The 13,577-nt window shown below is 70.5% G+C and carries 12 protein-coding genes and 1 pseudogene; 4 read left to right on the plus strand and 9 right to left on the minus strand.

Annotated elements, in window-relative coordinates; genetic code table 11:
* Positions 1-29 precede the first annotated feature (29 nt).
* Positions 30-992, plus strand: coding sequence for a hypothetical protein (locus IG08_RS0117890; protein WP_030602867.1), 963 nt, complete (start codon positions 30-32; stop codon positions 990-992).
* Here the strand turns inward: IG08_RS0117890 and mgt are convergent.
* The 5 genes and pseudogenes from mgt to IG08_RS0117915 all read right to left on the minus strand — a co-directional run bounded on the left by mgt (position 983) and on the right by IG08_RS0117915 (position 6,344).
* A pseudogene (gene mgt / locus IG08_RS0117895) lies at positions 983-2,252 on the minus strand (macrolide-inactivating glycosyltransferase). The gene IG08_RS0117890 and the pseudogene mgt sit on opposite strands and share 10 nt — an antisense overlap.
* Complete coding sequence (gene erm / locus IG08_RS0117900) at positions 2,249-3,028, minus strand: ErmE/ErmH/ErmO/ErmR family 23S rRNA (adenine(2058)-N(6))-methyltransferase (protein ID WP_030602872.1); 780 nt, start codon at positions 3,026-3,028, stop codon at positions 2,249-2,251. The pseudogene mgt and the gene erm overlap by 4 nt, the downstream one beginning before the upstream one ends.
* Positions 3,029-3,292: 264 nt before the next feature.
* Complete coding sequence (locus IG08_RS0117905) at positions 3,293-4,579, minus strand: ABC transporter substrate-binding protein (RefSeq protein ID WP_030602874.1); 1,287 nt, start codon at positions 4,577-4,579, stop codon at positions 3,293-3,295.
* Complete coding sequence (locus tag IG08_RS0117910) at positions 4,579-5,412, minus strand: carbohydrate ABC transporter permease (protein ID WP_030602877.1); 834 nt, start codon at positions 5,410-5,412, stop codon at positions 4,579-4,581. The genes IG08_RS0117905 and IG08_RS0117910 overlap by 1 nt, the downstream gene beginning before the upstream one ends.
* Positions 5,409-6,344, minus strand: coding sequence for a carbohydrate ABC transporter permease (locus IG08_RS0117915; protein WP_030602880.1), 936 nt, complete (start codon positions 6,342-6,344; stop codon positions 5,409-5,411). The genes IG08_RS0117910 and IG08_RS0117915 overlap by 4 nt, the downstream gene beginning before the upstream one ends.
* A gap of 224 nt (positions 6,345-6,568) precedes the next feature.
* Between IG08_RS0117915 and IG08_RS0117920 the strand changes: the two genes are divergently transcribed.
* A complete protein-coding gene (locus IG08_RS0117920) occupies positions 6,569-7,432 on the plus strand; it encodes a phosphotransferase enzyme family protein (RefSeq protein WP_030602883.1) in 864 nt (287 codons plus the stop codon).
* 45 nt (positions 7,433-7,477) lie between these two features.
* On the opposite strand, the gene IG08_RS0117925 is transcribed toward IG08_RS0117920, so the two are convergent.
* Positions 7,478-8,425: a LysR family transcriptional regulator gene (locus tag IG08_RS0117925; protein WP_030602885.1), complete on the minus strand. Its 948-nt coding sequence runs from the start codon at positions 8,423-8,425 to the stop codon at positions 7,478-7,480.
* A gap of 94 nt (positions 8,426-8,519) precedes the next feature.
* On the opposite strand from IG08_RS0117925, the gene IG08_RS0117930 reads away from it, so the two are divergent.
* Together IG08_RS0117930 and IG08_RS0117935 are read left to right on the plus strand one after the other, a co-directional pair.
* A complete protein-coding gene (locus IG08_RS0117930; RefSeq protein WP_030602888.1) occupies positions 8,520-9,488 on the plus strand; it encodes a DMT family transporter in 969 nt (322 codons plus the stop codon).
* Entirely contained in the window at positions 9,449-9,991 is a 543-nt protein-coding gene (locus IG08_RS0117935) for a YbaK/EbsC family protein (protein WP_030602891.1), read from the plus strand. Before IG08_RS0117930 ends, IG08_RS0117935 begins: the two co-directional genes overlap by 40 nt.
* A 16-nt stretch (positions 9,992-10,007) precedes the next feature.
* Here IG08_RS0117935 and IG08_RS0117940 read toward each other — a convergent pair whose 3' ends face one another.
* The 3 genes from IG08_RS0117940 to IG08_RS0117950 form a co-directional block, all read right to left on the minus strand.
* Positions 10,008-10,730 (minus strand): 3'-5' exonuclease, encoded by a 723-nt coding sequence (locus IG08_RS0117940; RefSeq protein WP_030602894.1) that lies wholly within the window; start codon positions 10,728-10,730, stop codon positions 10,008-10,010.
* A 129-nt stretch (positions 10,731-10,859) separates the two neighbouring features.
* Positions 10,860-12,098: an SAV2148 family HEPN domain-containing protein gene (locus IG08_RS0117945; RefSeq protein ID WP_078655637.1), complete on the minus strand. Its 1,239-nt coding sequence runs from the start codon at positions 12,096-12,098 to the stop codon at positions 10,860-10,862.
* Positions 12,099-12,201: 103 nt separating this feature from the next.
* Entirely contained in the window at positions 12,202-13,503 is a 1,302-nt protein-coding gene (locus tag IG08_RS0117950; RefSeq protein ID WP_052424762.1) for a copper amine oxidase, read from the minus strand.
* Positions 13,504-13,577 lie beyond the last annotated feature (74 nt).

Raw genomic sequence — 13,577 nt, forward strand, 5'->3', positions numbered from 1 at the left:
CGACAGCTCTTGTGCGACGGGGGGAACGCATGGACAGGCGGGGTCTGCTGAAGGGTGTGCTCGCGGGGGCGGTGGCAGGGCCGGCCGCCGGACTGGTGACCGCCGCTCCGGCGAGCGCGGCGCCCGCGCAGTTCAACGTGCTCGTCGGGGACGTGAACTCGGGCAAGATCTATCTCTTCGACCGCAACAAGCCGTTCACCGACGCCAACATCAAGTGGTCGCTGAATCCTGCCGGTTCGGGCCATCCGATGGAGCACCGCTTCCGCGACACGAGCGGCGACGGCCAGATCCTGCTGGCCGCGACCGGCACCCCGACCAGCGGCACCGCGAGCATCTACCGGCGCCGCGACAAGAGGAAGCTGTGGTCGGCTAACGTCCCGAACTATCCGCACGCCATCGAGCGCGCCCGTGGCACCGGAGTGGTCGTCGTCGCCGGCCGCAGCCACGGCAGCGGAGGCGGCACGGCGACGGGCGGCAGCCTGCACGTGTTCCGGCCGACCGACAGCCACAGCGGCTCGCTGGTGAGGGCGGGGAGCCCGATCCCGTTCCACCAGGCCCACGGACTGCTGTGGGACCCGCAGTTGGAGCGGATGTGGGTGACCGGCGGCAAGCGACTGACGGCGTACCGGATCGTGACGACGGCCTCGTCGGCCAAGCTGGTCGAGGACACGGCCCGCCGCCTGGACGAGTTCACCCGCGCCCACGACCTCCAGCCGGACTATCGGAACCCCGGCCGTCTGCTCGTCACCGACACCTACGGCGTCTACGCCGTCGACACCTCGACCATGCGTAAGAGCGCCCCGCTGCACACCCGCCGGCTCGTGAAGTCGTACGTCCACCACTCGTCCGGCGAGCAGATGTGGACCGGCGCGGTGGAGGGCGGGAACGCCTTCGGCACCAAGTGGGTCCACTTCAATGTGAGCGGAGTCGCTCGTGCGCGGGCGGGGGCGATCATCTACAAGGCCCGCCTGGAGACCCCGAACTACCGCTGACGGGAGGCCGGTTCGGCCTCGATCCCGGCCTCGATGAGGTCGGCCGCCCGCTTGGTCCCGCCCTCCGTCGCCATCCCGGCCTGGATGTCCTTCAGCCGCCGTGCGACCTCGGGATCGTCGACGAGCGCGAGGGCGGCCTCCCGCAGAGCCTGTCCGGTCGCCTCCTGCGTCGGGATGTGCCAGGCCACACCGAGGCCCTGGAGCATGTCCGCGTTGCCGAACTGGTCCACGGCCTGCGGTACGGCGATCATCGGCGTGGCGGTGGCCAGGCCCTCCTGGCTGCCGCCCGCGCCCGCGTGCGTGACGAACAGGTCGGCCTGCTTGAGGACCGCCAACTGCGGTACCCAGGACCGCACTTCGACGTTCGCGGGTACGTCGCCCAGCTCGGCCGGGTCCACGTGCTTGCCGATCTGGAGCACCAGGTGCCAGCCCGGCAGATCACCGAAGGCCTTGACGCACTCCCGGTAGAAGCCGGGCAGCTTGGTGAAGGAGGACCCGAGGGACACCAGGACCACCTTCTCGGCACCGGCCGGCCGCTGCCAGTCACCCTGGGCGGTGCGGTCGCCCTGGCAGGCGCCGACGAAGGTGTACACGGTCTCGTCGACCCGGTCCGCGTTGGGCTGCAGCGCCTTCGGGATCAGGACGAGGGAACGGTCGGGACGGCCCGCGAAGGGGTCCGGATGCAGGGCGACCCCGTTCTCCTCCAGCCAGGACTGGAAACGGGCGTAGTAGGCCTGCCCCCGCTCGGTCTTCTTCGGCTCGGCCCACATCGGCTCGGCGACCTCCTCCTCGTAACCCTCCCAGGCGACGAGGTTCGGCGAGAGCGAGATCGCGGGCACGCCCCAGCGGCGGGCGAGGACGCGGGCCGGGTAGGCGGTGATGTCGTGCAGCACGAGGTCCGGCTCGTCGCCCTCGTACGCCTCGATCAGCTGCGGCAAGGCCTGGATCGCGTCGGCCAGGAACGGCTCCACGTTGTCGAGCAGGGTGGTACCCCAGGCCTCCGGGTCGTCGTCGGGCCCGGGCAGCGTGGAGTTCCAGAGCTTCGGCTCGGCGCCGGTCTCGGCGACCTTCTCGGCGAAGAGGGGTGGGATCGCGTACGTCACCCGGTGCCCGCGTGCCACGAGCTCGCGGATCACTTCGAGGCTGGGGTTCACATGGCCGTGGGCGGCGATGGAGAACATGGCGATGTGGGCGGGGGTGGTGGTCATGTCCTCGACGGTAAGCGAGACGCAACGTCTCGTGCAATTCTATTTCGGTCATCGCCCCAGCACCTCGAACAGCCGCAGCCAGCACTCCGGCGCCACCTCCCCGACGAGTACGCCCCGATCGAGACGTGCGGCTCGGTACGCCGCGTCAACTCGGCGCCTGGGGTGGGCCCGGCACAGCGACGCATGCAGCGAGCCGCCCACCCCCGAGAAGCCCAGCTCGACGAGATGCCGCCAGCTCGCGTGCCGGGCGGCATCGAGCAACGGGGTACGGCGGCGCTCGATGCGGATGATCCCGGCGTCGACGCGCGGCACGGGCCGGAAGCTGCGCCGGCCGACCCTGCCCACCAGGCGCCATTCGTGGCGGGGCCAGCTCAGGACCGTCAGCAGGGTCCAACTCCCGTAGTCCCCGGTGCGTTTGCGGGCGTACTCGAGCTGGGTGAGGAGTGTCGCGTCGGTGAGACCGGGCGCGCGCAGGCACCAGTCGACGATGTCCGCGGTGCGCGAGAAGGGCACGTTGCCGACGACGGAGAAGGGGGTGCGTGGGGGGTGTACGGCGAGGAAGTCCCCTTCGATCACCTGCACTTGGGGAGTGCCGGAGAACCGGGTCCGGAGTGCGGGGACGAGCCGTGGGTCGATCTCATAGGCGAGCAACCGGCTGCAGCGCGGGGCGAGCACTTCGGTCAACGCGCCCTTGCCCGCGCCGACTTCGAGCAGCAGCGGGGTCTTTCCGGGGCGCGGTACGGCGAGCCGGGCGAGCTGTGCGGCGGCTGCGCGGTCGGCGAGGAAGTTCTGCGAGAGCGCGCGGGAAACACGCGTGGGGCGGGCCATGGCCTGCGGTCCTTGTCTTCCGGAGGGAGAAGGGCATGCGAAAGCCCTGGCCGGAAGACATGCGGGGAGAGGAAGAGAACGGATCCGCGCGGAATCAGCGGGCGTGGCTCCCCGGGCCGGTCAGGGCTCCGGGGTCGCGGCGCTTCCGGGTGGAATGCGCAAGGCCCCGGCCGTGACCGGAGAAGAAGATCGCGTTGTTCGCTGCCACGGACGGCACGTTAGGCGGGCCGGCGCCGGGCGGGCAACGGGTTTTTGTGCGGGTACTCAGCGCTGGTAGCGGGCGAGCACCAGATTGCCGTCGTCCTCCAACCGTTTCCGCAGCTCACCGAGGCCGATCGCCCCGCTGTAGTACTCCTGGAAGGCCGGGGTCGCCACCTTGTCCTTCCATTCCGGGTAGCCCCGTACGGACTGGGCGGGAGCCGAGGTGAGGTGGGTGGCGAGGGCGGTACCGGTGGCCCAGCCGTCCTTGACGGTCCGCAGGGCCGGGGCCTTCAGAGCCTCCGTGCCGGTGGGCAGCATCCAGTCGCCGAGGGCCAGCCGGACCATGTTCTGCGGCTGGAGCAGGAAGTCGATGAACTCGGCGGCCTCCTTCTTGTGCGGGCTGTCCTCGGCGACGGACAGGGTCTGCGGGCTGACGCCCTGGGTGAGTCCGTCGGCGCCGGCCGGGGCGGGCAGTACCTGCCACTGGAACCCCTTCGGCGCCTGCTGCACGATCTGCTGACGGTAGGAGAAGCCGAGCGGGACCATCGCGTACTTGCCGCCGAAGAAGCCGGGCAGGGTGTCGGAGCCACCGCTGCCGAGGGTGGTGGGCGAGGCGCTGTGGTCGGTGTTGGCCTGGTCGTGGATCGTCCGGGGCACTGTCTCGTCGGCTTCCTCGAACCGGACGGTGACCTTGCCGTCGGCGCCCCGGTGGAAGAGCTGACCGCCCGCCGACAGGGAGAGGTTGAGGGTGGCGGAGACGGGTTCCTTGAGCGGCCAGGCGACGCCGTACTTGCCGTCGCCGCTGAGCTGTTCGGTGATTTTCCTGAACTCCTCCCAGCTCCAAGGGTGTTCAGGAGTGGGGATCCGTACGCCGGATTCCTTCAGCCACTTCGCGTTGGCGATGAGGACGCGTGGCTCCTGGAGGAAGGGCACCCCGTAGATCCCGTCCCCGAAGGTCGCCGTCTCCCAACTCCGCTCGGGGATGTCCGACTTCAGCCGCTCGGGCAGCAGGTCGGTCAGGTCGGCGAGGTAGCCGCCGTAGGCGAAGTCCGCGAGGTCGTCGGAGGCGTCGTGGATGATGTCGGGCGCCTCACCGCCCTCGAAGGAGGTGAGCAGCTGGTCGTGGATGCTGTCCCAACTCCCTTGTACGTACTCGACCTTGACGTCGGGATGACGCGCGTTCCACTCCCTCACGAGTTCCTTGTTGGCCTCGACGGACTCCTCCTGCCAGGCGAGGGACTGGAAGCGGAGGGTGATACGGCCGTCCGCGGAGCTGCCGCCGCCGCTTGTGCACCCTGCGAGCAGCAGCATGAGGACGACGATCCATCGCGTACGCCGTTGTGTGCGCATCAGCTCTTCACCGCCCCGGTGAGCATGCCGCCCGTGATCCGCCGTTGGATGATCGCGAAGACGACCAGTGAGGGAAGGGTGGCGAGGAAGGCGGCCGCGGCCAGCGGGCCGAGGTCGGCGACGCCCTCCGCGCCGATGAAGTGGGTGAGGACGACCGGCAGGGTCTGTTTCTCGGGGGTCTTCAGCAACACCAACGCGAAGAAGAACTCGTTCCACGCGGTGATGAACGCGAACAGCCCCGTCGCCACGATCCCCGGCGCGAGCAGTGGGGCCGTCACCGAGACGAGTGTCCTGACGCGCCCCGCTCCGTCGACGGCCGCCGCCTCCTCCAACTCGGCGGGCACGGCACGGACATATCCCACGAGCATCCACAGCGCGAACGGCAGCGCCCACACGACGTACACCATCACCAGCCCCGCAAGGGAGTTGATCAGGCCGAGGTTCTTCAGCACCAGGAACAGCGGGATGATCACCAGCACGAGCGGAAACGCCTGGCTGACCACCACCCAGCCCGTCGCGGCCTTCGCGAGCCGGGTGCGGTGGCGGGCCATGACGTACGCCAGCGGGGTCGCGATCAGCACGGCGATCAGCGCGGCGCCGAGCGCGGCGAGCAGGGAGTTGCCCGCGGCGCGTAGCAGCGGCTGCTCGTCGAAGGCCTGCCGGAAGTTGTCGAGGGTGGGGTCGTCGGGGATCCAGCTGGGGTGCAGACGGCCCAGTTCGCGGGGGGACTTGAAGGCGGTGGAGATCAGCCAGAGGAAGGGGAAGGCGAGGAAGACGAGATACGCGAGCAGGGCGACGTACTGGCCGACGCGGCCCGTGGTGCTGGTCCTCACGCGTCGTCACCTCCCCTGAGCCGGCCCACCAGGAAGAGGGCGAGGAGTACGGAGATCACCGCGACCATGACGCAGCCCATGGCCGCCGCGTAGCCGAACTGGCCGTAGCGGAAGGCCTCTTCGTAGGCGAAGAGCATGGGGAGGCGGGTGCGGCCGCCGGGTCCGCCGCTGGTCAGGACGTACACCAGGGCGAACGAGTTGAAGTTCCAGATGAAGTTGAGCGCGGTGATCGAGAGCGCGACCGGCCTGAGCGCGGGCCAGGTGACCGTCCGGAAGCGGCGCCAGGCGCCGGCGCCGTCGATCGCGGCCGCCTCGTGGAGTTCGTGCGGGGTGTTCTGCAGGCCGGCGAGCAGGGCGACCGTCGTCTGGGGCATCCCGGCCCAGACACCCACGACGATCACTGCGGGGAGGGCAGTGGACAAGCCACTGAGCCAGTCGCGGCCGTCGCCGAGGCCGAGGTCGCGCAGGGTCTCGTTGAGGACGCCCGCGTCCGGGTTGTAGACGAGCCGCCACATGACACCGACGACGACCTCGGGCATCGCCCACGGGATGATCGCGAGGGCCCGGGCCAGCCAGCGCAGGCGCAGGTCCTGGTTGAGGAGAAGGGCGAGGCCGAGCGCAAGCAGGAACTGTGGGACGGTCACCCCGACCGCCCAGACCAGGCCGATCCGGAACGACTCCCAGAACAGCGTGTCGTGCAGCAGATCCTGGAAGTTGAGCCCGCCGATCCACTCCGTGGGCTCGGTCCGCCCCGACTGGGAGTCGGTGAAGGCCAGCAGGATCCCGTAGAGCAACGGGCCCACGCTCAGCACCAGGATCGGGATCAGCGCGGGCAGCACCAGGAACCAGGCCCCGTGGTAGGGAGGCCGGCGGCCCCCGTCGGCGCGTGGCGCGCCCTGCGCCGACCGCTTCGTCGCGGTCACCAATGTCACGTGATCGGCTCCCTTGCCGCGCGGCTCGTGACGGCGGGGCCGGCCGGGCCCCGGGCCCGACGGGCCTCCGTCATGGTCGTGAAGGGGGTATGCGCCGTCAAGGCGCCGCGTACACGGTCCGACCTGTGCGAATGCGAGACTGGCCGGTGGATGGCGGGATCACGACGCTGTTCACACAGGCATAAACGGACATGCGGGGACACACGGGACCGGGAGGCCGGAGGGTGGACGAGGCACGGGCGCGCGACGTACTGGCCGCGGCGGGAGTACTGCCCGGCCGGGCCCAGGACGCCCGGCTGCTCGCCCTGGGCGAGAACGCGGTGTTCGCCGCCGGTGACCTGGTCGTCAAGGTGGGCCGCGACGCCGAACTCCTCGACCGGGCGCGCCGCGAGCTGGACATCGCGGTGTGGCTGGCCGAGGCGGACGTGCCCGCGGTGCGGGTGGCGTCGCCGGAGGCGCTCCTGGTCGAGGGGCACCCGGTGACGGTGTGGCACCGGCTGCCCGAGCCTGCACGGCCCGCCGAACCGCGGGATTTGGCCGAACTGTTGCGGGTCGTCCACGGGTTGCCTGCGCCCGCTTTCCCGTTGCCGCCGCGTGAGCTTCTCGGGGGTGTGGAGCGCTGGCTGCGGCTTGCAGGGGATGCGATCGATCCGGCCGATGCGGCGTATCTGCGGTCACGGCGGGATGGGTTCTCCTCGGCCGCGGCCGCGCTGACCCCGCATCTGCCGCGCGGGCCCATCCACGGGGATGCGTTGCCGCGGAACGTCCATGTCGGGCCGGACGGGCCTGTGCTGGTTGATCTGGAGACGTTCTCGGCGGACCTGCGTGAGCATGATCTGGTGGTCATGGCTCTGTCCCGGGACCGGTATGGGCTGCCTTCCGAGGCGTACAACTCCTTTGTCGAGGCGTACGGGTGGGATGTGCGGGAGTGGGCGGGGTGTTCGGTGCTGCGGGGTGCGCGGGAGACGGCCAGCTGTGCGTGGGTGGCTCAGCATGCGCCGAGTAATCCGAAGGCGTTGGCGGAGTTCGAGCGGCGGGTGGCGTCTTTGCGGGACGGGGACGAGTCCGTGCGTTGGTATTCGTTCTGAGCGCCTAATGTCCGGGGGCTGTCGTTTGGCAGGCGGCTGCGGGTCCTATGTGGCTGGTCGCGCAGTTCCCCGCGCCCCTTTGGGGCGCGTCTCCTCGCCCTCCTGGATTGTGCGCGCGGCTTGGCGCAGTTCCCGCAGGACCGTGCGGAACGCCGTTCGCGCCGTGCGCTCGGGGCGATAAAGGGCGTCGATGTGGCGTCTCGCCTGGACCCCGCTGAGGGGTCTCAGGGTCAGTGCCGGGTGTCGGCGCATCGTCCAGCGCGGCATCAAGGCCAGGCCCCCGCCCGCCGCCACCACCTCGGCGACCACCGCGAACTCGTTGATGCGGTGGGCGAGATGGAGGCGTCGGCCCGCTGCCGCGGCGATCGCGTCGATCGTCGCCATGACCGGGAAGCCGTCGTGCACGGTGATCCAGGGCTCGTCGGCCACGTCGCGCGGGGTCACCCGGCGCTTGGCGGCGAGCGGGTGGTCCACCGGCATGGCCACGTCCAGCGGCTCACGCAGGAGCGTCGTCACGGTCACCGTGTCCGGCCAGGTCGGGGCGTGGTCGAGGCGGTGGGCGAGCACCAGGTCGTACTCCCGGGTCAGCCGGGGGAAGTCGTCCTGGGCCACGTCCTCGTCGGCCAGCGCCAGCACCGGATGTCCGGGCCCCGCCAGCGCCCGCAGCAGCAACGGGAAGAACGCCGCACCCGCGCTGTGGAACGCCGCCACCGACACGTCGCCGTCCGGCCGGGCCACGAACTCCTCGACGGTGTGCCGGGCGCGGGCCAGTGCCGTCTCCACCTCGACGGCCGCTCCCGCCAGTGCCTGCCCGGCGTCCGTGAGCACCAGTCGCCGCCCGTCGCGCTCGGTCAGCGGCACGGGGATCGAGCGCTGCAACAGCCGTAGCTGCTGCGAGATCGCCGACGGTGTCACCAGCAGCGCCTCGGCGACCGCGGTGACGCTGCCCAGTTCGCCCAGCTCCCGCAGGATCCGCAATTGCCGTTCGTCCACACCCTCAGTGTAGAGAGACTTTGTAGGGAAGCTAAAAGATCGTTTAAGAAAGTGGTTCTGGGCTTCAGTGGCCTCGTCGGTGCAGGGTGGGCGGGTGTCCGACACCCGCCGTACCGACGCGGTACTCCTCCTGGTCGCGCTCGTCTGGGGTTCCAGTTATCTGTCCGCCCAGACCGCCACCGCGGCCCTCCCTGTCCTGCTGGTCCTGCTCGCCCGCTACGCCCTGTCCTCGCTGGCCTGTCTCGGCCTCCTCGCCGCCCGCAGGTCGCCCCGCCGGTGGACCCGCGACGAGCTCCGGGTCGGGGTGCCCCTGGGGGTCACGCAGGCCGCCGTCCTGGTCGTGGAGACGTACGGCGTGGCCCACACCAGCGCCGCCAACGCGGGCCTGATCATCAGCCTGACCATCGTGCTCACCCCCCTCCTCGACCGCGCCGGCCACCCGGGCGGACTGCCTCCCGTCTTCTACGCCGCCGCCGGGGTGTGTGTCCTGGCCGTCGGACTCCTCATGTCCGGCAACGGCTTCCACGCGCCCCGCCTCGGCGACCTGCTGATGCTCGGCGCCGCGGTCGTCCGCGCCGGGCACGTGGCCCTGGTCGGCCGGCTCACCGTGGGCCGGGCGATACGGCCGCTGCACCTGACCACGGTGCAGACCCTCGTCGGCACGGCCCTGTTCCTGGCCCCGGCCGCGCACGAACTGCCGACCCTGGTCCGCGCCGACGCCGCCACCTGGACGCAGCTCGTCTATCTCGCGCTGTTCTGCAGCGTGTTCGCCTTCCTCGCCCAGACCTGGGCGGTGCAGCGCACCTCGGCCAGCCGGGCCAGCCTGCTGCTGGGCACCGAGCCGATCTGGGCCGCGGCGGTGGGGATCACTCTGGCCGGCGAACACTTCACGACGCTGACCGGTCTCGGGGCCGTCATGATGATCACCGGTACTTACTGGGGGCAGTCCGTGGAGCGCGCACACCGCTCATCTGCCCTGCCCCGCAGTGAAGTTCACCCCACCGGCAACGAAGGGGACACCCGATGCCCGACGACAGCGCCAACGGCGCCTACGACCGTCTGATCTCCCTGCTCGACACCTCCTCCGTCGACTACAAGCTCATCGATCACGCTCCCGAGGGCACCACCGACGCCGTCTGCGCACTGCGCGGGCACCCCGCCTCCGAGGCGGCGAAGTGCATCGTGCTGCGGGTCAAGGTCGACCAGCGCACCACCCGACACGTCCTCGCGGTCGTACCCGGGGACCGGCGGGTGGACCTGGATGCCGTACGGACGCTGTTCGCGGCGCTCCCCCAACTCTCGGCTTCGCTCGAGCCGGGGACCCCCACCGTCGGGTTCAGCGACGCGGAGACGGCCGAGCGGCTGGCCCGCGCGATTCCCGGCACCGTGCTTCCGTTCAGCTTCGACCCGGAGCTGGAGGTCGTCGCCGACCCGAACGTCGTGGCGCAGCCCCGGCTGTACTTCAACGCCGCCCGCCTGGACCGCTCGCTGTTCATCTCGGGTGCGGACTATGCGCGGGTCGCACAGCCCCGGGTGGAGCCGATCGCGGGCCCGGTACCGGCCTGAGGGTGACGAGGCGGGGTCACACCGTCTCGTCGGCCGGCTCGCGCAGCGGCCACGTGCCGTCCACCACCGCGCTCGCGTCGCCCTTGCGGCGCAGGAAGCTCTGGAAGTCGGCCGCCCACTCCGCATACCACTCGATCTGGCGGCGGTGCAGCTCCGCCGGGCCGAGGCCCGCGACCTTGGGATGGCGATCGGCGATCGCGCAGGCCAGCCGGGCCGCGGCGAGGGCGTCGGCCGCGGCGTCGTGGGCGGCGTCGAGCGAGACGCCGTACTCCGTGCAGACCGCTTCGAGGTTGCGCTTGCCGCGGCGGTAGCGGTCGACCTGGCGGTCGATGGTGTACGGGTCGATGACCGGGGCGGGGTCGATGCCGCCCAGTCGCTCACGCAGGGACGGCAGTCCGTGCCGGCGCAGTTCGGCGGAGAGCAGGCTCAGGTCGAAGGCCGCGTTGTAGGCGACGACCGGCACGCCCGTCTTCCAGTAGGTCGCGAGGACGTCGGCGATCGCGTCGGCGACCTGGTCGGCCGGTCGGCCCTCGGCGGCCGCTCGCTCATTGCTGATGCCGTGCACCGCCACCGCGTCCGCCGGGATCTCCACACCCGGGTCGGCGAGCCACTCCCGGCGCCCTATCGGCTGCCCGGCCCTGACCTCGATCACGGCCCCTGTGACGATGCGCGCCTCGCGCGGATCGGTGCCGGTCGTCTCCAGGTCGAAGCCGATCAGCAGCTCCCGGTGCCAGCCCATGGGCGGTCCCCCTTCTTGGTGGTGCTTTCCCCCAGTGGTCTCCACCCTCCCATGCGCCACTGACAATCAGGGGACCGCGTTCCGCTTACCCCGTTCCGCGGTCTCCCGCCGAAGCGCACGTGAGGAAATTCAGGACACCGGCCGCGAATCCGACCAATTCACCTCGAACTCTTCGCGGTAGGTCGGGAAGAGCCCGCTCTCGTCGATCTCGTCCGACTTGAGCACCCGGCCTCCGTTGCGCAGCACCAGCACCGGCGCCTCCATGCCCCGCGAGCGCCGCAGATAGGACTGCACGACGGCTATGCCGTCCGAGCCGTCCCCGTCGACGAGGTACGCCGTGAAGCGGGGCGTCTCGTCGTAGACCTGGATCTCGAACGCCCCGGGGTCGCGCAGCTTGGAGCGGACGCGGCGCATGTGCAGGATGTTCATCTCGACGGCACGGCTCAGTTCCCCGCGCTTGATGCCGAGTTCACGCTCGCGCCGCTTGACCGCGCTGGACGCGGGGTTCAGGAACAGCAGCCGCACCCGGCAGCCGGACTCGGCGAGGCGCACCAGACGACGGCCGGAGAAGTTCTGCACGAGCAGGTTGAGGCCGATGCCGATCGCGTCGAGCCGGCGGGCGCCGCCGAAGATGTCCTCGGCCGGGAACTGCCGCATGAGCCGCACCCGGTCGGAGTGCACGGCGACCACGTCCGCGTACCGGTCGCCGACGAGGTCCTCGACGGCGTCGACGGGCAGCCGGCGGGCGGAGGGGACGTCGCCGCCCGTGCCGAGTATCTCCAGCAGCTTCGCGGAGGCGCGCTCGGCCTGGCCCAGAACGGCTTCGGACAGGGCACGGTTGCGGGAGACGACGTTCCGGGTGACTTCCAGCTCGTCCAGGGCGAGTTCGACGTCCCGGCGCTCGTCGAAGTAGGGCTCGAAGCACGGCCAGTGCTGCACCATCAGCTCGCGCAGCTGCGGCAGGGTGAGGAAGCTGAGGACGTTGTCGTCGGCCGGGTCGAGCAAGTAGCCCTTGCGGCGGCTGACTTCGCGGACGGCGACCGCGCGCTGCACCCACTCCTGGCCGGCCGGGCCGGCGGCGGCGACCACCCAGTCGTCGCCGTGGACGGGTTCGTAGATGGGGCGCAGGACAGCGGCCACGACCGCCCGCAGCCGCTGTTCGACGAGGTTCAGCCAGATGTAGGCCCGGCCGGCCCGCTGGGCGCGCGTACGTACTTCGCGCCAGGCGTCGGCGTCCCAGTCCAGCTCCGGCCCGATCGCACCCGCGTCCATCGGCCGTGCCAGGGACACCGTGCCGGGCGGGACGTCTGCGGAGTTCCCCTCGTGACCCTCGTCACCAGGGGGCAACTCCAGCCCTCCCGACCCCACCCGCGCACCGCCTTCCGCTCCCCCGAGCACTCCCCTTGCCAACGATCAAGGAAGGGTACTCCGGGAGTGGTCGGCGGTGCAGCCGGATGGACAGGGTCATTTCTCAACTACGCGGCTGCCAGTGCCCGTTCTGCCACACAAGGTCGTCGGGAGTGAGCGGATTCATAGCCGTGACGTCCCTCGGAGCGATGGAGAACCCCTGCCAGTGGATCGGCATGGGCTGCTGGTCCTCGTCCCGGGCGATGTGGTGAAAGCCCACGTTCATCCAGACGATCGGGTGTGTGAGGGTCTCACCGTTGACCCACTTGTCGACGGAGGCGCCTGCTCCGGCACCGCAGCTGCCCGGGTTGTTGCTGGCGAACTTCTCGCACTTGTTGTACTGCGTGAAGTAGACGTCGTGCTTGGTGAAACTGCGGCCCGGGTACTTGGTGGTGGCTCCGGGGACGATCTCGTACGACCGCGGGTGCCAGTCCTTGTTCTTGCCGGTCGCGCTGACCACACGCCACCAGCGGTAGGCCTTGGCGTTGCCCGCGAGTTCCTTGGTGACCTTGGTACGGGTGGTCTTGGTGGTCGGGGCCTGGTCACCGCTTCCGGGCGCGGTGACCGCCGAGTCGTACTGCTCGATCTGGTTCCTGGAGGAGCCGTCGAGGCCGAAGTCGAGCCGCCAGAAGACGTTGTGGCTGTGGCTGGTGGCCTTGGACCGGAGGCCCTTGCCGATGGGCCAGCCGCGCCCGTCACCGGCGTCGTAGTCGTCGTAGGAGAGGCTGCCGGTCGCGCCGACGTTCATGTTGACCGTGCCGTCGTCCTGGAAGCGCCACTCGGTCATGTACTCGTACCAGCCGACCTGGTTGACCGTGTAGACGAGGAGGTCCTTGCCCTGGGCCTGGTAGACCTTGCTCGCGGTGTCGCCCTGCATGCGGTAGGCGTGGCCGCGGGAACGGGTGGTGGTGCACAGGCCCTTGACGGTCGGGCGCTCCGGGTCCCCGTCCGGGATCTTGACGCTCTTGATGGTGCCGCCGGGGCACTCGCCCGGTGCCAGCTCCATCAGATCCTGGGCGAAGTTCTGGCCCGTCAGGTCGTCGAACTCGTTCTGCCCGTCGTCGTACGGGACATGTATCTGGCCCAGCCTGGCGCTGTTGAGGACCTTGATCGGCGCGGCCTCGCCCTTGGGCTGGTAGGTGACGTCCTCCAGGACGAGCCCGGCCATGCTGTCGTAGCGCCAGCACATCCGCCAGGTCGTGCCGCTCGCGAGCTTCTGCTCGATGCGGTAGGCGGCGCTGCAGTCGGCGGCCGCCACCGCTGCGGCCTTCGGCTGGGCCACGGCCGGTCCCGCGCCCGCGGTCGCGCCGGCGGTCAGCGCGACCAGGGACAGGCCGACGGCCACCCCCTTGCGGGCACGACTCATTCTCCGCGGCCGGAGGCCGCTGATTGAACACTGCACGCGCATGAAGAAATGACTCCCTTGCAGGAGAAGCAAGT

Origin of the sequence: Streptomyces fulvoviolaceus, assembly GCF_000718165.1 — a bacterium.
GTDB classification, from domain to species: domain Bacteria; phylum Actinomycetota; class Actinomycetes; order Streptomycetales; family Streptomycetaceae; genus Streptomyces; species Streptomyces fulvoviolaceus.

Coding starts and splice junctions, on each gene's coding strand:
- IG08_RS0117890 (WP_030602867.1), top strand. CDS start 30: ATGGACAGGCGGGGTCTGCTGAAGGGTGTGCTCGCGGGGGCGGTGGCA.
- erm (WP_030602872.1), bottom strand. CDS start 3,028: ATGGCCCGCCCCACGCGTGTTTCCCGCGCGCTCTCGCAGAACTTCCTC.
- IG08_RS0117905 (WP_030602874.1), bottom strand. CDS start 4,579: ATGCGCACACAACGGCGTACGCGATGGATCGTCGTCCTCATGCTGCTG.
- IG08_RS0117935 (WP_030602891.1), top strand. CDS start 9,449: ATGCCCGACGACAGCGCCAACGGCGCCTACGACCGTCTGATCTCCCTG.
- IG08_RS0117940 (WP_030602894.1), bottom strand. CDS start 10,730: ATGGGCTGGCACCGGGAGCTGCTGATCGGCTTCGACCTGGAGACGACC.
- IG08_RS0117950 (WP_052424762.1), bottom strand. CDS start 13,503: ATGAGTCGTGCCCGCAAGGGGGTGGCCGTCGGCCTGTCCCTGGTCGCG.